Source organism: Eubacteriales bacterium (assembly GCA_041390245.1).
Classification (GTDB): Bacteria; Bacillota; Clostridia; order Christensenellales; family JAWKQI01; genus JAWKQI01.
On record JAWKQI010000006.1, the window covers coordinates 14,296 to 36,289 of the forward strand.

Here is a 21,994-nt window from a genome sequence, read left to right on the forward strand (position 1 = left end):
TGCCTTATCCCCCTATATTTTCACGTATCTTGCTTAGAAGCGGCGTTATTACATCTGCTTTTGTCTTTAAGCTCACTCTGTTTACCGTAAGCCGTGCACTTATATCGCACACTTCCTCTAGCACTACCAGCCCATTCTCCTTAAGTGTCCTGCCGCTCTCGACCAAGTCCATTATAACGTCACTTAAACCTATTATCGGTGCCAATTCTATACTACCGTTTAGTTTTATGACTTCTATCATCTTGCCCTTTGCCTCGTAGTATCTCTTTGCCGTTTCAGGATACTTAGTTGCTACCCTGAGTATCGAAGAAGTCACATTATTTTTGACATTTTCATATCCTGCAATGCACATTTTGCATGCACCGAATTTTAAATCTATCATTTCATAAAGAGGCAGTCCGATTTCAAGCAGAGTATCTTTACCTACAACGCCTAGGTCTGCCACTCCATGGTCTACATATGTCGGCACGTCAGTCGGTTTGACCATTAAAAAACGTATGCCGTTGTTTGTATCATAATAAATTAATTTCCTGCTGTCCTCTTTAATGCCTTCCGGGTTTATCCCGCATTTCTTTAATATCTCAAAAGTTTTATCTGCAAGCCTGCCTTTGGCAAGCGCTATTGTTATTTGCATTTAAATCTTTCCTCCCCTAAAAATCAAATACCTGCCCTTTAGAATCAATATAAATGGCCTTTAATGCTTTCTTTCCCTTTTTTTCTTCGGCCAATTTTTCTTTGCTGCAGTTTGCCAGAAGCACTATTCTCTTGCCCTGCTTTTTAAGCTCTTCTGCTATGGCGTCCGCTTCTTTAAAGGAACTATCGCTAAAACCTATGATACAGTAAGTATCATAAAAATCTGTAAAACCAGATTGCTGTTCAAGCGCTATTAATACCCTTTTTATCCCTATGGCAAACCCGGTTGCAGTATTTTCTATGCCGAATTCACTTAACAGTTCATCGTATCTTCCTCCGCTTATAATAGGAAATCCTATTGATGAAGTGAGCCCGCGAAAAACTATTCCGGAGTAATACCCAATGTCATGGAGCATTCCTAAGTCTATAGATATATACTCTTCAAGGCCTAAACTTGAAAGGACCTCGTACACCTGTATCAAATTTTCGACAGAAGACCTCTGTTCTTCGTTTTCAGCCATCTGCATAGCTATATTTAAAATCCGTTTATCTCCGAACAGCTCGGGCAGTTTTTTTAACTTCTCGCACGTTTTTTTCTCTATCGTCAGTTTTTCTAATATATTTTCAAGTTCAAGCATGTTTTTCTGGTCTATGCTTGACCGGATAGAATCTATGTCGCTTTCGTCTAAGTTAAGGCCGGATATTATGCCTTTGAAAAAACCAACATGCCCTATGTCTATCTTGAAATCTTTAAGCCCTATATTTTTTAAAGTCCGTATAGCCAAAGATATGACTTCTACATCACCTGCAAAATTAGGTTCGCCTATAAGTTCAACCCCGGCCTGAGTATATTCATTTGCCTTGCCTATTCCGGGTTCTTCAGATGAAAAAGCATTTTGTATATAGCATAACCGCTGCGGATCTTTAGCGCCTTTAAAAGAAGCCGCATACATGCGCGCTATAGGTACAGTCAGATCCGGGCGAAGGACCATTATTCTCCCTTTATCATTAATGAATTTTATCATCTTCTCCTGGGTATAAGAACCTATCCCGCTTGAAAATACATCGTAATATTCAAAAGACGGCGTCTCTATCTCGTCGTATCCGGACAAGATAAATTCATTCCTTATCGCGTTTTCTATTCTTTTTTTGTAAAAACACTCGACCGGCAAAAAATCCTGGACGCCCACCGACGTATACTTTTTAAATCTTTCCATCTCATTTGCTCCATTTACTGTTTTATCATGCTAAAACGTTAATATGTATTAGAATAGTATTATTTTTGAGTTTTGTCAACTATTTTATATAGAATAATAAATATATTTAGATTTTATCACAAATAAATAAGCCCGTATATTTAAACGAGCTTTTTTAATATTTTTGTTAAATTAAAGTGCTATCTTATTAATTTTATTTGGTATTTTCATACTTTTTATTTTTGATTTAGTATATTTCATAATATTATTTAATTTGTATATTTCCCTGCTACCGATAAACGTATAGGACACTCCGTCATTATTTGCTCTTCCCGTTCTTCCTATTCTATGAATATAATATTCTTCATCCACCGGTAGATCATAATTAAAGACTGCCTCTACATTATTAACGTCAATCCCTCTAGCTGCAACATCTGTTGCCACTAAGATATTAATATTACCGTTTTTAAACTTAGACATTACCTTGTCTCTCTTTAACTGCTTTATATCTCCGTGCAAAGCGTCCACCGAATAGCCTCGTAATGACAAGCTCTTCGTCAACATATCTACCATTCGCTTTGTGTTGCAAAATACTATTGCCAGGCCATAATTGTTAGAATCTATAAGTCTTGTTAATGCATCAAGTTTTTTATTTGAGTTAAGTTCAATATAAAACTGATCGATTTTCGGAATCGGTATATTCTTGTTCATTACTTTAATAAGTTTATAATTTCTCTGGTAATTATGAGTTATAGCTAAAATATCTTTAGATAATGTCGCTGAAAAAAGTACAGTTTGCCTGTTCTTATTAACACTCTTTAAAATTACATTGATATCCTCACGAAAGCCCATATTTAGCATTTCATCTGCTTCATCAAGAATCACATGACTCAGACTGTTAAGTCTAATTGTTCTTCTACGCATATGATCCATGAGCCTTCCCGGCGTAGCTACGATAATTTGCGGCATTTTCTTTAATTCGTATATCTGCTTGCTTATTTGTTGTCCGCCGTATATCGAGACTATCTTTACTCCCCTTTTGAATTTACACAGTTTTGTAAGTTCGTTGCTCGTCTGTATAACTAATTCTCTTGTCGGGCAAAGCACCATACCCTGAATATTGCGGGATGATGAATCAATTTGCTCAATCAGCGGTATCCCAAAAGCACAAGTCTTTCCTGTACCTGTAGGCGCCTGCGCCACAATATCCTCTCCGTTCATAATTGCATCTATGGTCTGTATCTGAATAGGAGTTGCCTCCTTAAATCCCATCGATGTTACTGCTTTTAAAATTTCTTGTGATAAATTAAAATCACTAAATGATTTTTTCTCCATTTTTCCTCTTTCTAAAATAATATCCGATAAAAAAAAGCATATTTTCGTAAAACATCTTAACAGAAAATGATTTACAGAAATATGCTTCAATCATCATACTTTAAAATAATTTTTTTCTGATTATATCATATTATTAAATAAATATCAACCCATACCATTTAAACGGAGGTTTTGTTGATTATTCAGCGTTTAATAAATCTTTTAGCTTATTTAACTTATTAACCGGAGACATGCATTTACTGCCTTCGCAAAGATAGTAAACTGTGAAGTCATTAGGTATTTTGTAATTTGAAGTAAATGGTGCTATTTTGCGAAGCAGCTTTTCATTTTTAACCGTCTTCACTATTGTAGTTAAATTAATAAAATTGTTTCCATTCATAAACTTAACAAAATCACGCGGAGCTTCTTCATCGTTTGTCACGCAAACTAATTCTCTTGAGGGATAAAGCTTCTGCATCATTGCAATCAGGCTAAAACTATATCCAATTGGATAATCCTTTATGTTCCTTGCTAAAAACTCAAACTGTTTGGCGCTTAGCTCACTCCATTTCAGTTCTCCCGTAAGCTTTGAAAGCGTCTCTAAAACCAAAGCCGCAACTGAGTTCCCGGAAGGTACTGCTCCGTCGTATGCCTCTTTTGGGCGGCTTATAAGCTGTTCACCGTCGTATGCATACATGTAAAATCCGCCGTTTACTTCGTCGAAAAACAATTTCACCATCTGCTCGGCGGTATTTATCGCTTCTTTTAAATAATGCGTGTCAAATGTTGATTTATATAGCTCTAAAAGTGCAAAGCTATAAAAAGAATAATCATCTATCTTCCCGTCTATTTTAGCTTCACCGCCGCGCCAACGAACAAGCAGCCTTCCGCCTTCATCATGCAATTTATTTTTTATGAATCTATTAGCTTTTAAAGCAGCCTCAAGATAGTATTCATCTCCAAAAACCCTGTATGCTTTTGCAAGGGCTGATATCATCAAGGCATTCCACGAAGTAAGCACCTTATCGTCTTTTAATAGTTTTATTCTGTTTATGCGGTAGTCGTAAAGCTTTTTAAGGTGGTTCTTTGCATTCTCATATGCACTGTCAAAGCTGTCGTTATTAAGTAGGTTAGGTATGTTTTTGCCTTCGAAATTTCCCTCATACGTAATATCAAAGTTTGCGCAAAATGCCTCTCCCTCTTCCCCTAAAACATCTGTTACTTCGTGCTTTGTAAAGGTATAATACTTGCCTTCTACTCCTTCGCTGTCTGCATCCTGCCCACAGTAAAACCCGCCTTTATTATCGGCCAGCTCTTCTAGTACATACTCTATGGTCCGCTGTGCTATTATTTTATAAAGCGGTTTCTTCGTGACTTCAAATGCTTCTAAATAGGTATATGCAAGAAGTGCATTGTCGTAAAGCATCTTTTCAAAATGCGGAACCAGCCATCTGGCGTCTGTAGAATATCTTGAAAATCCGCCGCCGATATGGTCGAATATTCCGCCACGGTACATTTGAGTAAGCGTCTTTTCTACCATTAAAAGCGCTGTAAAGTCATTCTCGAGTACATAATACCTAAGTAAAAATATTAAATTATGAGGTGTGGGGAACTTAGGCGCCCCTCCAAAGCCACCATTAATTTCGTCAAAAATTTTGTTAAAGTACTTAGCCGCTGTGAATAGCAGTTCTTTAGTCGGTTCCTTAAAACTTAACGGGCTTTTAGATTGCTTTTTTAAATACTCGCTTACATCTGTCCCAGTCTTTATCAGTACCTTGCGGTTTTTATGCCATAAAGACATTATGTTAGACATAAGCTCCATTAATCCAGTAATGCCATACCGAGATATTTTGGGCAAATAAGTCCCCGCAAAAAACGGCTTTTGATCCGGCGTCATGACTATTGAAAGCGGCCAGCCTCCTGAACCGGTAAATGCCTGGCAGACTGACATATAAACAGAATCTATATCCGGCCTTTCCTCTCTGTCTACCTTTATAGCTACGAAGTCCCTGTTAAGGGCCTCCGCTACCTCTACATCTTCAAAAGATTCTTTTTCCATCACGTGGCACCAATGACAGGTCAATTTCTAGACCATTTACGAATACCCAATAGATAAGAAAATAGGTTTATCTTCTCTTTTTGCTTTAGAAAAAGCCTCTTTACTCCACGGAAACCAGTTTACTGGATTATAGGCATGTTGAAGAAGATATGGAGACTTTTCGTCAATTAATCTATTGGGTATTTTGTTAATAGTCATGGGCATCACCTCCTTTGAAAATTATTATTTTATTATTCTACCCCAAAAACAAAAAGAATACCATGAAAGTATTCTTCTTCAATTAAAGCGAACTTTTATATTGGTTGCTATATCCATCTTTATAAATGAACAATTATATGGATAATGCTTATTCGAACATAAACACCTGTAGCCCTCCTTTTCAGCGTGAGTAGAAGGGCTGAAATTATCGAACAATAGATAAGAGTCCAAGCATTTTGCTAGGGTAAATTATATTGAATGATGGAGATATTTGTAGTAATATAATTTCTGTAAGATCATTTTTTATAAACTATGGTGACAGAATGAATAAGTTTCCAGATTTAACTCGATGGTTTAATGTTACTACATATTGCGATTTTAATGATTGTAGAAAAATAGAAATTAACATGAAAAGCGGCCTTACATATCAAGACATTAATTCTTTTTGTAATGAATTTGCAAAATACTTATGCCGCATTCGTTGTCCTCAAAGTGCTCATCTCAATATAATGATAAAGTCTATTGATTCCGGTTGTGATATAGAGACAGAAGAAAAAGCATTTTGGAGAAATATATTCTTTCGTGGTTTTATTAGTCAAGAAAAGTTCAACGGATATGGGGATTATACAAAATCGTTCGATGATGATGCAATTTTAGGGTACATAGGTGAAGCATTATATTATGTTGTTCGTGCACAAATATTAGAAGATGAAAAAGTATGTATAGAACCATCAAGACCAAAATTTTATTCAAAGGATACGGGCATAGATTTTTTGGAAATCAGGAAAGAAACTTCTGGCTATTATATGATTATTGGTGAAATTAAGGCTACAAAAAATACTATCAGTTCCCGGGCAAAGGAGATAATTGAATCATTTAAACTACGTGCTGATAAGAATTTTTCTGAGCTATGTGTAGCTTTACAAGATCGCCATATTCCTGTTGATAATCTAGAATTATCCGAATTTATTAGTAATATGTGCGATCTTTTTTATCATATTGGACAAAAGCCCTCACTTCAAAAACGCTATGGTGGAATTATAAACTATAATTTCCGTGGACAAAAAATAAGAGATTCTGCATTTCATGATTTCAAGGAACAATTAACTGGAAAAGTTGCAGATGAAAACTGTTGTAGGAGATTAGCTTTGGTTGGTATATATAATATTGAAAATATTATTGATCAAGTGAGAGATACAATATGGAACAAAATAGTTACTTGAATACATTATTTAAAGACTTTACATCTCTTCTAGATAGTGAGAATGATTTTTCTATTATAGAAAATGCACTTCGAGAAATTCATTTTGAATTGATTAGAAGAGATTTATTTAATATTCCAAACAGAGAAAAGGAAATTATAGACGATTATACCGTACTAAGCAAAATAGGCTTTTATTTTATTACAAAAATTGCAGATAAAAAATCGAACTTATTTGCTAATACCGCTATCAAAAATCAAGCATTAGAATTAGCGGGTTTTTGTTTTGAAATGCTAAGCAAGTCTTCAGCAATTAATGAAGCTTTACATTGGGAATATTCTTTATTATCTGGAATTAGTTATTCACTATCTGAGAAACAGGCTAATGCAATCGTTATGGCTAATAGCGCTCTTGGGCTTTATCATTCAGAAAATATCGCAATAAACTGTATGCTTTATTTTATTGCAAGGCGATTTAAAGATATTCGGAAAATGCACATCCCCACTCAGGCAGAAAAGGACGTTATTACAGTTTTAACAAGCATAAAACACTTTGCAGATTCAATGTTATATAGAAATTCCCGCAAAGATGAGATCGAGAAGCTTCGTGAAGCTTATGAACGTTTATATATGACGGGCTCTTCATTATTCTATTATTTACGTCTTATATATCTTGTTGCTATAGAGATGGATAGAGGTGCAATTAGAAATTTATTATCAAGTCATCCCAACCTTGAGCCATATATAAGTGTTCTTACGCAGATTGATACTAAAAACGTTTACGAGTTGTGGGCATCACAGCTTTTTCTTCTTCATCCTGATAATTCATTGCTTTCAAACGATGACCGCATCCCCCTAGTGTCTATGCCAACAAGTGCTGGAAAAACTTTAATTGCTGAGCTTGCAATATTTAATGTATTATCACAGAATAGTGGCTTGGCTATTTATGTTGTTCCCTCAATCGCTTTGACTAATGAAATTGAAAATAATTTCTTTAAGCGTTTTCATAAGGTTGGAATTAAAGTGCGTAAAGAGATTCCAGACACAGAAGAAGTGGATACTGATACCTTATTGGCAGAGTCTACCATCCTGGTCTTAACGCCTGAAAAACTCGACTTATTAATACGTAAAAGGCCTGTCTTAATGTCGACTATACAGATTATCGTATTTGATGAATTTCACAAGGTATCTGCTAATGAACGTGGCTGGCTTTTAGAAACATTAATTGCGTGGTTTATACTATTTAAAGGAGAATACAAATATAAAGTTGTCCTAATGTCTGCTATTCTTAGTCACGTAAACAAGTGTATAGACAATTCACTTATTGATATTATTTATAGTGATTGGACTCCGACAAGAAAATTATATGGTCTATATTATTTGCCTATCAAATCTCAAATAATTTATGCAAAATCAAAGGTTAAAAAACAGTCCATAATTAAAGAGCCATATAATTTATGTTTAAGATATAACTCAAAAAATAAAGACATTGCTCATATTTTTAATAAGGTTAGTTATGGCAAGAAAACGGTAGACGGAGTTGATGCAACCAAATCTGATACAAAATATGATTTATGTTGGAGAGCCATTATTGGTTTATCTGAACGCCCTGTTTTAATCTATTTCTTTGCAAAGAAAGATATAAAGAGTTTCATCAAGCGAGCTCCCAAGTATTTATCGCCTGATAATAATGTAGAGCTGAATAATCTAATTACCACTGTTCAAAAACAATTAGGGAAAGATCATTTGCTATGCAAATATTTGAATTTTGGAATTGGCTTTCATACTGGCGATTTACCTGAGGATGTTAGAGCTTCAATTGAAAATGCATATAAAAATGGGGTTATAAAAATACTTGCGTGTACAACAACTCTTGCCGATGGTATAAATTTACCTGTGAGCACATTTATAGTTGGATCGTACATGTCAAATAATAATTATATTAGCGATAGCGATTATAAGAACATTATTGGACGAATTGGCCGAGCATTAATTGATACGGAGGGAAAAATATTTTTAATTCGTCCACCAGAATGCTACACAGTTACCGATAAGAAGACTTTAAACAGATTTGTTTTTCCGGAAAAAATTGAGACACCATTAAAAAGTACACTAGATAATATTTTGCCGTCGGACGTAGAGTCGATAATTAATTGTTTAGAAGATGCTGAACTGGATGGGACTTTGACGATTCGGGAATTAGCTTTAAATGTTTTAGACCGTATACAAGTCTTCATTTTTTCTGTCTACGAAACTGCAGCAGATACTACATTTGATGCGTTTTGGGAACAATACAAAAACTGTTTTTTTATTAATGTAAAAGAAACAGGTTCCTTATTTTTAACTGCCGCAGCACGAAAATATTTTTATTCTGCTGTAAGGATAAATGCAGAACTTCTTTCAAAATACAATAAGACAGGGCTATCATATCGGTCAAATCTAAAACTGTCAGACATCGCTACTAATATACCTGTAAGCTTTGATCTTGATGAGATTATATCTGAAGAAATATTTAACAATATAATCACCTGCAAGGAGTTTAAGCCCTCCATTGCAACCATAAACCACTTTGCAATATTCAAATCTTGGATTAGCGGAGAAGCATATTATTCAATTCGGGAAAAATATTTTGCAGAGTATAATAATGAGGATGCTACACAAAAATGCACGGCTTATATCAGAGAAATGTTCCAATATAAATTACCTTGGGCTTTTAGTTCTTTGCTTGTATTTTGCGGTAACTTCGTAAGCTCATTGATTGGTACATTACCGCAAGAAATTAAGTATGGTACGACTAATCTTAATGCAATAGAACTTTGTGTTGGTGGCATTAATTCCCGTGAGCTGTCTATTGCTATTGCTAATGCTTATGACAATGATCTTGATAAAGAGGCCGGCGGTATAGAAGAATGGTTAGTAACATTACCGCAAGATAAATTGAAAACTATATTGGACAAATCCTTTGATTATATTTCCCTAAGCCAGGTTTCAAAATATCGTTCCGTAAGAAGGACAAAGACTTTTGAAATAAAGAAAACCGGCTATCTGGATTGTAATATCGCAGGCTTATTTTATTATAAATTTCAAGACGCATACAATAATAATGCTCTTAATATTAGCTCCATTGTTCTCTTGGAACAAGACGTCAAAAACTCATATGATATCTACGCTGTAAAAGTATTTACAAGTGATCATCAATATCATCTGGGATATGTCCCAGCTCAATATTCAGAAGAAATATTCGATCTACTTGAAAGTGAAATGAATGTATACGCAGTTGTTCAATTCATCTCTGCATATAAACTATCCATAAAAATATTATGCAAATAGTTTTCAAATGAAAAATGACACAACCCTAAGGATATAAAGTTGAATAGTAAGGTAATTTATAGTAAACTTAATCTATTAAGATAATTCGATATATGATTGTATAAACAGAGGCCTATATAGTAATGGAAATTTCTATTCCCACTGATGATGAAGGGTATGTTCTTCTAAAATGTTCTAAATGCGGGAGTTATTTTAAAATTACTCCAACCGATTACGAAGATAATAAATTGCTATTCATTTATTGTCCAAGTTGTGGTTTAAGTAGCGATAATTATATTACAGAAGATGTTTTGGAATTGGCAATAGCTATGATTAAAAATGTTGAGGTGGAGTTAATTTATAGTGAGATGAAAAAATGGGAAAGACAATTAAGCAATGAAATGGTGACATTTAAAGTAGGGCGAAAACCTAGCCAAGAACCAGAAAATCCTATTAGGTCTAGTATAGAAGCGTTAGTAATCAAACATTTTCGGTGTTGTAATCGAGATGCAAAAATAAAACCGATGTTGAAATTCACTGGTTGTTACTGCCCATTTTGCGGAGTGAAAGAATATGAAGTTGAATGTGATTGAGCTTAAAAAAGTTATGTATGATTTTAACAGCATATCGAATCGCTTGATGCAGGCGAATTTCGCGGATTATACTGATGTACTAATTAAATTTGTAGCCTATATTATAGGAAATGAACTGATACTTACATATATCACCGACTGTGGAAATATAGAGTTTGATGTAAAGGAAGAGTATCTAGAAGTCTCATCAAGTCGTGGAAATGCGATTTTTTCACTTGGAGAAAGTGATGCCGAAGAAGTCAGAAATGTTTATGCTATATTAAGCTATATTGCAGACAACAAGAAGGAAATATATAATAACGTTGCAAAGGGGTATGCGAACTCGAATAAGTATCAAGATATGATTAAGGGATTCAATGATCGTTTTGTTATGGTATTGATTCGTCATATTGAACGATATTTAACCAAGATAGGAATTGATATGGGAATGGATGAAAGTGTAAGATACTCTATAACTGTATCAAACGGACAAGTTAATATTGCTAACGACAACGCCACAATTAATGCCACAAACAATAGTGGAATTGATTCTGAACGCTTATCTCTGCTTATAAATGCCGTTAAAACAGAATTAAACAGCTTGTCCTCTGCTGACCAAGAATCAGCTTCAGATAGTTTAGCGGTTATTGAACAAGAATTGCAGACAGAAAAACCCCGTAAGAATTTTATCAGAACAGCCCTCTCTGGATTGGAAATATTAAAAGGCTCAACTGAATTTGGTGCTGCTGTTGTCACACTAGTTACTTTTGTTCAACAAATTATCTCGTAAAACCCCTCTTAATAGCATTTGAGGTGAAAAAAAGAGGATATCCTTTTCTGGAAAGCCCCTTATATATGTAACAGTTTCAACTCTTTTTTCTATAAGCTAGTCACCAATGACAGGTAGAATATCCTATGCTTAAAAATATAGGCTTGTCCTCTGCCTTGGCCTTTTTAAACGCTTCTTTACCCCAAGGATACCAGTTTACCGGATTATACGCATGCTGAAGAAGGTAAGGTGATTTCTCATCTATTAATTTATTTGGTGTTTTGTTATTACCAATCATGGCGTCACCTGCTTGTATGTAGGATTTTAATAATTTTAGTATTATCTTATCATAATTAAATAATGCAGTTTATAAATTTTAGATGGAATAAAGAAATAGATTATTTATTAGAAACTTTTAAAATTAATAGCCTGTTTTCGTAAATTGTTCCAAATTAAGCAGATATTTATCCCTTTAGAAGAAAGCGTCACTGTGAACGTATGTAGCTCCATCCTTTTTCCATTATATCGAATCATCCTCATTAAGCGCTAGCTTTGCAGCCGGAAACGGCTCCAGTGCACGTGGAAGAATCCCCATCACATATGCTATAAGCACTCCGTAATTCGTTATGAAAACTCCCTGTTCACGTGCCTTTTCTACTCGGTACTGCATCTCTCTGCGCCCCAGCATACAGCCTCCGCAGTGGACTATTACAGCATACTCAGTTATATCCTTAGGATAGCAAGCTCCAGATGCCCATTCAAACTGTATGTCCCCGCCCGCAATCTGGCGTATCCAGCGCGGTATTTTAACTTTGCCGATATCATCCGATTGCCGGTGATGCGTACATCCCTCTACAATCAATACCTTATCTCCCGGAGCCAGCCTTTCAATACGCCTTATCCCCCGCACCATTTCCGCAAGGTCTCCTTTTTGCCTCGCGAACAATATGGAAAAAGAAGTCATCGGGATACTGTCCGGTGTATCGGCTGCCACCTTTAAAAATGCCTGCGAATCTGTTATGACCATAGCCGGCGGATCTTTAAGGCGCTCAATTGTCAGCTTTAATTCGTGTTCCTTCGTTACTATTGCCATCGCATCGCACTCTATTATGTCGCGGATCGTCTGCTGTTGTGGTAAAATAAGCCGGCCTTTAGGTGCAGCTTTGTCTATTGGCGTAACCAGCACTACCATATCCCCAGAATGAATTAAATCTCCTACTAACGCAGGCTCTACATCCTCAAAATTCGAATTTGCTACAATCTGCTTTTTAGCCTCGCCGATACCAAACCCAGTCTGTGTGCTGACGCAGGCAACAGGTATGCCAACCATTTGTTTAATCTTTTTGAGATCAGCCGCAGATGGAGCTTTACTGTCACATTTATTAAGTATTAAAATGCTATTAATCTTACGACGCCTAAGCTGCTCTATAAATTCTATTTCAAGTTTCGTAACACCCATATTCACGTCCACGACGACCAGAGCCAAGTTACATTTTCGCAGCACTTCATATGTCTTCTCTATGCGCAGTTTACCAAGATCGCCAATATCATCCAGCCCCGCAGTATCAATAAATACTACCGGCCCAAGTGGTAAAAGTTCCATCGTTTTGTAAACCGGGTCTGTCGTCGTGCCTGCCACCTCAGATATAACTGCAATATCCTGCCCCGTAAGTGCATTTATAAGAGAGGATTTCCCGGCATTTCGCTTGCCGAAAAGCCCTATCGCAAATCTATTCGCCATAGGCGTTGCATTCAAGTCTTGCATCTTATTTCTCCTTAAATCTGTCAGGCGATGTCAGCCTTTCAGGCCTGAATATTTCGTCTAGAGTCTTTTCATCCATTAGTTGTTTCTTAAGCACCACTTCACGTACTGTACGGCCCGTTTTTTGACATATAGCCGCCACTTCCGCCGCTTTATCGTAGCCAATATATCCTGTCAACGCCGTTGCGAGTATATAGCTACCGTATACTTTACCCGTACACTGCTTGATGTTGGCTTCAATACCACTAATACACCTTTCAATGAACAAAGGCAGCATATTTAATAGCAAATCTAACATTTCCAGCAAATTTTTAGCAATAAGCGGCATAAACGCATTAAGTTCAAGTTGCCCGGCCTGTGCTGAAAGCGTTACCGCCATATCATCTGCCATTATCTGAAACGCGACCTGGTTCATGGCTTCGCAGATTACTGGGTTGACCTTCCCGGGCATTATAGATGAGCCAGCCTGTACTGCCGGTAGCTTGATTTCGCCAATGCCAGCAAGTGGCCCTGATGATAACAACCGCAGATCATTTGCAATCTTGTTTAAACTCACTGCCGCTGCCTTTAATAGACCTGATACCTCGACGAATACATCGCAGTTCTGCGTTGGGTCTATCATAAATTCAGCGCGTGCAAGGCCTATGCCAGTCAGCCTTCTTAAACGCTCTATCATAGTAAAAATATATTCCTTTGGTGCATTTAGCCCTGTGCCAACAGCAGTGCCGCCGATACCCACCTGGCGGAGCCTCTCCTCAGCTTTATATAGCCTCCACCTGTCCCGTGCAATCGCCTGAGCCCATGCACCGAACTCCTGCCCAAGAGTCACCGGAACTGCGTCTTGCATCTCCGTCCTGCCGACTTTGACGACCGTCGAAAACTCCTCTTCCTTCTCCTGCAGCGCTGTCTGCAGCATTGCAAACTGTTCGGTCACTGGCTTTAAGAGTCGTATCGCTGCGATACGCACTGCCGTTGGGAATACATCGTTAGTAGACTGGTGCATATTAACGTGGTCCAGCGGATGTACGATAGAATAATCGCCTTTTTTCCCCCCAAGCTTCTCTATTGCACGGTTTGCAATAACCTCATTTACGTTCATATTGGCAGATGTTCCTGCCCCGCCCTGCATAGAATCTACTACAAACTGGTCTGATAGCTCCCCTGCAAGTATCTCATCGCATGATGTAATAATAGCATCAGCAATCTCTTTATTTAACGCCCCAATATCACGGTTGGTAATAGCTGCTGCCTTCTTAACGGTCACCAGCGCACTTACTAATTCGGCGTGAATAGGTGTCCCAGTAATATTAAAATTTTTTATAGCACGCTCCGTATGGATACCGTAATAAGCATCGTCTTCAATTGAAAGCGTACCAAGCATATCATGTTCAGTTCTCATCGTTGCGTACCTCTTTTCTGTAAATCGATATGATCTCCTCGGGAAAAATCCGGTATAAACCCGGCCGACTTAATTCTGCGTGAAAGGCAGGCAAGGCACTCTGCCGCCTCCTCTCCGGTACAGATCTTATTGTCGTATATGGCATAGTCCTTACGATGTGCCAAAGGAGAAAGATTGGGCATAACTACGTTCGCACCTGCCTTCATCCCTTTTTCACGCCCCAACGGGTCTACGGTGCCTAACGCGGTTGTAACCGGCAGCAATACCTTAGGCAGCATAATCCTAATCAGCGGAAGCATCTTAAGCGTATTACTGCTGTTTGGCTTGCAAAACCCGGCAAACCTCGTATCCTTATGTGGTATAAACGGCCCGATACCTATCATATGCGGCTGTAAACCTCTTAAAAAAATCAGATCCTCCGCCAGCGTTTCATACGTCTGGAAAGGTGAATCCACCATAAATCCGGCCCCAACCTGATACCCTATTTCCTTTAAATCATAAAGGCAGCGCTTACGGTTTTCAAGGCTTAACTCCGGAGGATGAAGCCTTGAGTAGTGCTGTTTGTCTGCCGTTTCATGGCGTAGCAGATATCTATCTGTACCCGCTTCAAACAAACGTTTATAAGAATCTTTGCTGCGTTCCCCAATAGAAAGCGTAACCGCACAATCCGGGTAATTCGCCTTGATTCGTGATATTATCTGGCACATACGCTCATCTGTAAAATATGGGTCCTCACCGCTTTGCAGCACAAAAGTGCGAAACCCTAACGCGTAGCCATCTCTGCAGCTTTTAAGCACCTCATCTTCTGAAAGCCTGTATCTTGCGGCATCTGTATTACTCCTGCCAAGGCCGCAATAATAGCAGTCGTTTTTGCAGTAGCTTGAAAATTCTATCAGGCCTCGAAGATATACCTTCCTGCCATAATATATTTCCCTAATATCGTTCGCAAAACAACAAATCGCTGATAATTCCTCTGTCCCGGCTTCTTTATAAAAAAACCGAATCATTTTTGCAAGCTCTGCTTTTGTAGCAGCGTTCATCCACGCTGAAAAGCTATCTTTATTATCTAGCTTAAAATCCATCGGCGCCTCCTATAAGCGCAGATCACGTTCGCCGTTTTCCAGCCTCTTTAAGTTCTTTTGTATAGCATCATATATAGGCTCGCCCTTGAATTGTTCGACATGCTGCTTTAGCACCTTCTCGCCTTTTGCTTTGGTTTCTTCAGTCGCATAATCTAAAAGGTATTCTTTCAATGTAAAAATAGCGTTTGGAATACAGAAATTATGCACGAACTTGGATTTAGCTACCTTCATGAATTCCTCACCTGTACGCCCTGCACGGTAGCACGCAGTACAGAAGGAAGGTATGCAGCCCATGTCGCATATCTCTCCTATAACATCGTCCAGCGTCCGTGAATCACCTATGGAAAACTGCTCTGCGTCCGGTAGCTCATTAGCTTTTTTAGATTTAACATAAGCGCCGACGCCGATACGTGTCCCCGCATCTATTTGTGATACGCCAAGAGGTATAACCTCACGGCGGACACTTTCCGGTTCACGTGCGGTACATATCATGCCGGTATAAGGGACGGACAGCCGCAGTATTGCAACAAGCTTTTTAAAATCACTGTCGCTGACCGCATATTCTGGATGATCTGAAAACGGAGTCCCTGTAGCAGGAGTTATACGCGGGAACGAGATAGTATGCGGCCCTACGCCGTTAAATGTTTCCTCCAGATGTATGGTATGGTATAAAAGCCCCATGACTTCAAAACGCCAGTCGTACAGCCCGAACAATACGCCAATACCGTTGTCATCCACCTTAGCCTCCTGTGCCCTGTCCATGCTGTAAAGGCGCCAGCGGTAATGCCCTTTGATAGTGCCTTCCGGATGCATCTCGCGATACGTCTTATGATGGTACGTCTCCTGGAATACCTGGAATGTGCCAATGCCGACTTCTTTTAGCTTTTTTAGTTCTTCAACGGTCAGCGGTGCACAGTTAATATTTGAGCGGCGGATCTCGCCGTGCTCAGTTTTGGTTGCATAAACCGTCCGTACCGCATCACAGATATAATCTATGTTTGTCTTAGGTGATTCCCCAAAAACGAGGATCGTGCGCTTCTGCCCTTCCTCGATCAAAATACGCACTTCTTCAGCTATCTCATCCATGTTAAGGGTCTTGCGCTTCATTGCGGTATTGCTGGACCTGAAACCGCAGTATTTGCAGTTGTTTGCACATTCATCGCTTATATATAACGGTGCGAAGAAAACTATGCGGTCTCCATAGACCTCTTCCTTCAACTTATGCGCAAGCTCATACATTTCCTGTATCGTGCTCTCATCCTTATTCTGAATTAGTATCGCTGTCTCCTCAGGCTCTAGGCGGATACATTGCTCAGCCTTTTTAAGAACCTTCCGTACGTCCTCTTTAGAAGGGTTGCTCCACTTATTGAGCTGCGCCCATATCTTATCATCGTCAATAAAATCGTGGTCGAGCTTATCGTATTGTTCAAACTCTTTCTTATATTTGTCTAAAAAATTCATTGCTGTTCTCCTTTCGTTTACCAAATCAACGTTTGGTAACCATCGATTTTACGGTTGTACCGCTTATTCTTCCAAGTTTTCCGGTAAGGGCGCTTATTTCATCGTTGCTCCCGTCTACAATCAGAGTGATTACAGACACCCCGCGTTCCCTGTATGGGATACCCATTCGGCCGACAATTAACGCCGCGTATTCATGCAAAATGGTGTTTACATGCTCAACGCTCTCCATGTCTTCAATAACAATACCAACGACACCGATTCTTTTTTCCATATTACGTTACTTCCTTTCTAAATTCTAAAATAAAAAGCTCTCTTTTCTATACGAAAAGAGAGCATATCGACACTTACATATAACCACACATGCCGGATGCGCGCCTTTCCGTTCAGAAATACCCAACGGTCAGGTAATAAATTGAGCCCTATCTCATCAGGCTTAAGCGAGAAGAGATATTGCAAATGTTTTTCATTTAGATTTTATCACTATACTTATATGCCGTCAAGAAAGAAACTGTATACTGCTAAAATCTAAATCTCCGTTTTCTTTAATAAACTCCGGGTCTGCATGTACATATTCTATTTTACCGACAAACATTTCATGCGAACCGGTTTTAATTGAGTCAACTATACGGCATTCGATATTTACCGGACAATCCTCAAGTATTGGTGCATTTATCTTGACTGCCTCACCCATCCGTGCTCCAGCAGATTTAAGCTTTTTTCATCCCTGCCGCTATGTGACCTAAATAATCGAACAGTTCTTTATTTGCCTTGCACGTCAGATTCACCACAAAACATCCTGACTCCTTAATAAGCTTATATGAATGGCGCGAAGGAACGATACCTACCATCACCATAGGAGGGTCATAGCTGCAGTTGCAACAGTACGCAACTGCCAATGCATTGTTTTCTCCGTTAGTTCCTCTGCAGGAAACAAGAACGTTTGGCCTTGGTTGAATACATGATTTAAAATTTGCTGGTTTCTTATTCATTGATACTTTTCCTTTCACTCTTATTTTGCAGCTCCGTTGTAAGCCTGTTCCAAAGCTGTTTAATCTCATTAGCTACTTTTTCTATACCAGCCTCTACAGGCGTTTTAAAAGACTGAAGCGCTTTTACGATTTTCGGTTCAAACGGTATATGGCCAATAACAGGAATGCCATTTTCCTCACAATATGTTTCAATTTCAGCGGCGATATCCGCGTTCAAATCGTGTTTGTTTATACATACATAAGCGGGTATAGAAAAATGCTGTGTCACTTTAAGAACCCTTTCTAAGTCACTTTGTCCGGATTTTGTTGGCTCACACACAGCAACGACGGCATCTGCTCCCGTAATAGAGGCAATAACCGAACATCCGATGCCAGGTGATCCGTCTATTATCGCCCACTCCTCGCCGCTAATAAAGGCGAACAGGTTTTCCTTAACTTCTGACACAAGCTTACCAGAGCCTTCTGCGCCTATATCAAGCAACGCATGGGAAAATGTCCCTCGCTCCGTACTGTCTACGTATGTCTCGCCTGTTTTTACTTCCAGCAGCGAAATCGCATCTACAGGGCAGGCCACCGCGCATGCTCCGCATCCCTCGCACTTCATCGGCTGTATCTCAATATTCTCAGTAATCGCATCAAACCGGCATACCTCGCGGCACTGCCCGCATGATATGCATTTATTAGGATCAATGGCTGCCTGTTCTGCACCATAGTAATCGTTCTTCTGGATGCGTTTCCCGTTCAGCAGCAGGTGAAGATTTGGCGCATCTACATCGCAGTCTGCCATTATCTTATTACGGACAAGCAGGCTAAGTGAAGCCACAATCGTACTTTTTCCTGTTCCTCCCTTTCCGCTTATAAACACAATCTGTTTCATGGCTCACCGCCTCCCTTTATCTTATCATATAGCCAAACAAATTCTTCTCTCAGCTCTTTTAGCATTTTTATAGGGAGTATGCCTTTTGAGTAGCACTCTGCGATTTCGCGCATATACGGAATTTCCATTAATACGTCAATACCTTGCTGTTTACAATATTCCTGTATGCTTTGATCCTCCTGCATAGCCTTATTTATTACAATACCGAAGGAAATCCCCATTTTTCTCACCAGTGAAACGGCAATCTTTAAATCATGTAGTCCAAAGGGCGTAGGTTCAGTTACCAATATGCAGTAATCGCAGCCGTCTATTGTCTGTACAACTGTACACGAAGCACCAGGCGAACAATCTAATATCACAGGAATATCTTTACGCAGGTACTGCTTTAATTTACGTATAATCGGGATCGTAATAGGCTCTCCTATGTTGAGCCTCCCTTGAAGAAAGCTTCCATCACCGCCGGCTTCCACTACCCCGATTTCTCTTTCAACTTCCGATATGGCTTTTTTCGGGCAGGCGATTACGCATGCGCCGCAATGGTGGCAGACCTCCGGAAAAATCAACACCTTATTTTTGACAACGGCTATGGCATTAAACCTGCAGGTCTTGCCACAAATACCGCATCCATTACATTTAGTTTCATCAACTTTTGGTACGAGAACGTTTACAGGCACAGTATGCTCTATTTTAGGGTTCAAGAATAGCGCACCGTTTGGTTCTTCTACATCGCAGTCTACATATTGGCTGCTTTTAAGCGAAGCGGCAAGGCTGGCTGAAACCGTTGTCTTACCAGTGCCTCCTTTTCCGCTCAAAACTGCGATCTTCATTATTTTTCTCCCATTCCAAAGTGTGATGGTACTGCCGTGTTTATTTTCTCAAGCGCTTCTTTTTTTAATAGTTCCACATTTTCTTTTACACAATCAGCATTCCCCTTATATATCTCGATACCGGCTGCTCTGAGCACATTCATAGCATTAGGTCCTACGTTTCCTGTTATAACCGCCTCTACGCCTTTATCTGCAACCAACTGTGCAGCGGATATACCTGCCCCTCCCGAAGATACTGCTGCTATGTTATCAATAACTTCATAATTTAAAGTTTCGGTTTCAATAATGATGAAGTTAGCCGCCCTTCCGAATCTTTTATCCATTTGGCTTTCCATTGTATTACCTTTTGCAGATACTGCAATTTTCATTTAATCTCTCCTTTCGTTCATATCATAACCATAGATTTATTGTCTTATGACCACAACCTAATTATATCCAATTATGAGCATATGTCAATAACATTTTTGGTCTAAATAAATGGTCTAGCGATATAATTTGCATTTTCAATTGCTGTGTAAACAAAAAAGCACTGCTAACAGTGCTTTTGATTTTTCAGGAAATAAAATTTGTAATATAAAACCTGCTTTATTGTTATAAAATACACTAAAGCAGGTTAATAAGCTATATTATGGGGTCGGCGATGTCGTTGGTGACGTAGTTGGTGACGTCGTCGGCGATGTCGTCGGTGATGTCGTTGGTGGGACCTCAGCCGGATCTGGGCCGTTTACATAAGTCGTTCCGTTTATCGGCCTCCATTGGTAATAGGTAAATTTCTCGACATTAAGTTCAGTTCCGTCAAGTGATAAAGTATGTTTATATGTCTGCGCTTTTCTACCCGGCCGTGCTTCGGCGTATACTACAGATCCTCCTTCCGGAATTGGAGTTCCATCATATGATACTGTTGCATTATAAACGTAATTCATAACTGGAGTGTTGCCATACGCTCCCAAGTTGTCCGATGTGTATGTAAGTATAACATCTCCATATTTATCGTCTACAACTGTTTGCCCGTATATCTCAACCGTTACATTTTTATCCTTCGGGTTTATATAAGATACGATATATATAGGTGTGCTTTGATTATTCTTTATCTTTAAATCAGGTGCACCGGAGCTTATAGTCGCATCCAGCCCAAGTGGAATATAACCTGATATTATTGAATGGTGGGTAGAATCTGTAATTTCCAAATCTGACCTTATCGCAGCATTATAAAGCGTACTAGAAATCTGGCAAACGCCGCCGCCCGGTTGATCGGTATATCCACCGTTTTCTATACCTGCTGCTGCTTTCCAGCCCGCAGCTAATGTTCTGTTCCCTGCCGTATCGTTTATAGACCATTCTGTATCCGGTTCAATCACCTGGCCGTTTATAATGCCGGACAGCTTTGCAACGTTCCATGTTCTTGTTGAAGTCGCATGTGTCGAATAACTAGACGTCCAAGATGAAATCAGCTGCGTAGATTTTTTTACGTCTTCTAAGGTTACATTAGGCTCGGTAACTTCGGCATCCACTTTTATAGTAGAAAAATCGTTCTCTTTAACCGCGTTTAATACCTCGTTTATTATGGTGTTCATATCAACAGAAAGCCCTGTTACCGCATCCGTATACTGAAAACGTGATATCTTTGCATCGTTCGGTATATAATCGTCTACATAGGCAGTGTTTTTCCAATACTCATATCTATATTTATTAGGCATCTGGTCTGCAGAAATCGTTACAAGATTCGGGCGTTCCCACGTTTTGCCGCTAGCGGCGGCTTCTATCATAGTTTGTTCGTCTTGCTCGTATAAGGTTCCGTCTGCAAGATATCCCCATGGCGCAAAGACAGCAGTCGCATCCTGCGCTTCTCTATTAAATTCATCTTCCTTGGCCAAAATTGCAGCTTTAACATCTTCTTCTACAGCAACAGCTTTAACTATAAAGTCTTTCCCTTTGCTTTTCGCAGTATTCGTCTCCATCCACCTGGTAAACAACGATCCCGTATTTCCGTAGTTGATAGCTGACGTTATTACATCGTCATAATCAGTTGTAAACCCAAGGTCTTTTGCAGTAAAGTTGATTACCTCTACATCTACATCAATGTTTATTTCTAAATCATTAAGTACTTGGTCCGGCAGTTCAGACGTTGCTTCCAGTGCTTCTTCTTTTGTCATTCCCGATATATCAATACCATTAACAGTTATACCGTTTAATGCTATTCTATTGCTTACGGCTGCTTCACTTTCTGATGGAGTAATAACAAATAATACAATAAATGCAATCAAAAGCACAGAGAATACAGAACCTACTGTAATTAAAACTTTTTTATTAATTTTGATATTTTTTAATAAGTCCATAGATATCTTC

The 21,994-nt window shown here is 38.8% G+C and carries 19 protein-coding genes and 1 pseudogene; 4 read left to right on the forward strand and 16 right to left on the reverse strand.

Translation table 11 applies throughout. From position 1 onward, the window contains the following. Positions 1-4: 4 nt before the first annotated feature. From hisG to R2876_07575, 4 genes and pseudogenes are all read right to left on the reverse strand, one after another. A complete protein-coding gene (gene hisG, locus R2876_07560) occupies positions 5-634 on the reverse strand; it encodes an ATP phosphoribosyltransferase (GenBank protein ID MEZ4358447.1) in 630 nt (209 codons plus the stop codon). 16 nt (positions 635-650) lie between these two features. Further along, positions 651-1,850 (reverse strand): ATP phosphoribosyltransferase regulatory subunit, encoded by a 1,200-nt coding sequence (gene hisZ, locus R2876_07565; GenBank protein MEZ4358448.1) that lies wholly within the window; start codon positions 1,848-1,850, stop codon positions 651-653. A gap of 171 nt (positions 1,851-2,021) precedes the next feature. After that, complete coding sequence (locus R2876_07570) at positions 2,022-3,164, reverse strand: DEAD/DEAH box helicase (GenBank protein ID MEZ4358449.1); 1,143 nt, start codon at positions 3,162-3,164, stop codon at positions 2,022-2,024. Positions 3,165-3,342: 178 nt separating this feature from the next. Next, positions 3,343-5,406: pseudogene (locus tag R2876_07575) on the reverse strand (thioredoxin domain-containing protein). A gap of 248 nt (positions 5,407-5,654) precedes the next feature. On the opposite strand from R2876_07575, the gene R2876_07580 reads away from it, so the two are divergent. From R2876_07580 to R2876_07595, 4 genes are all read left to right on the forward strand, one after another. Then, positions 5,655-6,623 (forward strand): hypothetical protein, encoded by a 969-nt coding sequence (locus R2876_07580; protein MEZ4358450.1) that lies wholly within the window; start codon positions 5,655-5,657, stop codon positions 6,621-6,623. Next, complete coding sequence (locus R2876_07585; GenBank protein MEZ4358451.1) at positions 6,602-9,931, forward strand: DEAD/DEAH box helicase; 3,330 nt, start codon at positions 6,602-6,604, stop codon at positions 9,929-9,931. The genes R2876_07580 and R2876_07585 overlap by 22 nt, the downstream gene beginning before the upstream one ends. 122 nt (positions 9,932-10,053) lie before the next feature. Beyond that, positions 10,054-10,503, forward strand: a complete 450-nt coding sequence (locus tag R2876_07590) for a TFIIB-type zinc ribbon-containing protein (GenBank protein ID MEZ4358452.1) — start codon at positions 10,054-10,056, stop codon at positions 10,501-10,503. After that, positions 10,484-11,272: a hypothetical protein gene (locus tag R2876_07595; protein MEZ4358453.1), complete on the forward strand. Its 789-nt coding sequence runs from the start codon at positions 10,484-10,486 to the stop codon at positions 11,270-11,272. Before R2876_07590 ends, R2876_07595 begins: the two co-directional genes overlap by 20 nt. Positions 11,273-11,372: 100 nt before the next feature. On the opposite strand, the gene R2876_07600 is transcribed toward R2876_07595, so the two are convergent. The 12 genes from R2876_07600 to R2876_07655 all read right to left on the reverse strand — a co-directional run bounded on the left by R2876_07600 (position 11,373) and on the right by R2876_07655 (position 21,984). Next, positions 11,373-11,549 carry a DUF255 domain-containing protein gene (locus tag R2876_07600; protein ID MEZ4358454.1) on the reverse strand — a complete coding sequence of 59 codons (177 nt, stop codon included), beginning with the start codon at positions 11,547-11,549 and terminating at the stop codon, positions 11,373-11,375. Positions 11,550-11,771: 222 nt separating this feature from the next. Further along, on the reverse strand, positions 11,772-13,016 hold the full coding sequence (gene hydF / locus R2876_07605; protein ID MEZ4358455.1) for a [FeFe] hydrogenase H-cluster maturation GTPase HydF: 1,245 nt from the start codon (positions 13,014-13,016) through the stop codon (positions 11,772-11,774). Between the two features lies 1 nt (position 13,017). Beyond that, positions 13,018-14,412, reverse strand: coding sequence for an aspartate ammonia-lyase (locus R2876_07610; protein ID MEZ4358456.1), 1,395 nt, complete (start codon positions 14,410-14,412; stop codon positions 13,018-13,020). Next, positions 14,409-15,494 carry a [FeFe] hydrogenase H-cluster radical SAM maturase HydE gene (gene hydE / locus R2876_07615; protein MEZ4358457.1) on the reverse strand — a complete coding sequence of 362 codons (1,086 nt, stop codon included), beginning with the start codon at positions 15,492-15,494 and terminating at the stop codon, positions 14,409-14,411. The genes R2876_07610 and hydE overlap by 4 nt, the downstream gene beginning before the upstream one ends. A gap of 9 nt (positions 15,495-15,503) precedes the next feature. Then, positions 15,504-16,955, reverse strand: coding sequence for a [FeFe] hydrogenase H-cluster radical SAM maturase HydG (hydG, locus tag R2876_07620; GenBank protein ID MEZ4358458.1), 1,452 nt, complete (start codon positions 16,953-16,955; stop codon positions 15,504-15,506). Between the two features lie 25 nt (positions 16,956-16,980). Further along, entirely contained in the window at positions 16,981-17,226 is a 246-nt protein-coding gene (locus tag R2876_07625) for an iron-only hydrogenase system regulator (protein MEZ4358459.1), read from the reverse strand. 225 nt (positions 17,227-17,451) lie between these two features. After that, positions 17,452-17,646, reverse strand: coding sequence for a flavin reductase family protein (locus tag R2876_07630; GenBank protein ID MEZ4358460.1), 195 nt, complete (start codon positions 17,644-17,646; stop codon positions 17,452-17,454). A 16-nt stretch (positions 17,647-17,662) separates the two neighbouring features. Continuing rightward, positions 17,663-17,944, reverse strand: a complete 282-nt coding sequence (locus tag R2876_07635) for a flavin reductase (GenBank protein ID MEZ4358461.1) — start codon at positions 17,942-17,944, stop codon at positions 17,663-17,665. Continuing rightward, a complete protein-coding gene (locus R2876_07640) occupies positions 17,937-18,821 on the reverse strand; it encodes an ATP-binding protein (protein MEZ4358462.1) in 885 nt (294 codons plus the stop codon). The genes R2876_07635 and R2876_07640 overlap by 8 nt, the downstream gene beginning before the upstream one ends. Then, complete coding sequence (locus R2876_07645) at positions 18,818-19,648, reverse strand: ATP-binding protein (protein MEZ4358463.1); 831 nt, start codon at positions 19,646-19,648, stop codon at positions 18,818-18,820. The genes R2876_07640 and R2876_07645 overlap by 4 nt, the downstream gene beginning before the upstream one ends. Then, complete coding sequence (locus tag R2876_07650; GenBank protein MEZ4358464.1) at positions 19,648-20,016, reverse strand: NifB/NifX family molybdenum-iron cluster-binding protein; 369 nt, start codon at positions 20,014-20,016, stop codon at positions 19,648-19,650. Before R2876_07650 ends, R2876_07645 begins: the two co-directional genes overlap by 1 nt. Before the next feature lie 258 nt (positions 20,017-20,274). Continuing rightward, positions 20,275-21,984, reverse strand: coding sequence for a VanW family protein (locus R2876_07655; protein MEZ4358465.1), 1,710 nt, complete (start codon positions 21,982-21,984; stop codon positions 20,275-20,277). Positions 21,985-21,994: the final 10 nt, after the last annotated feature.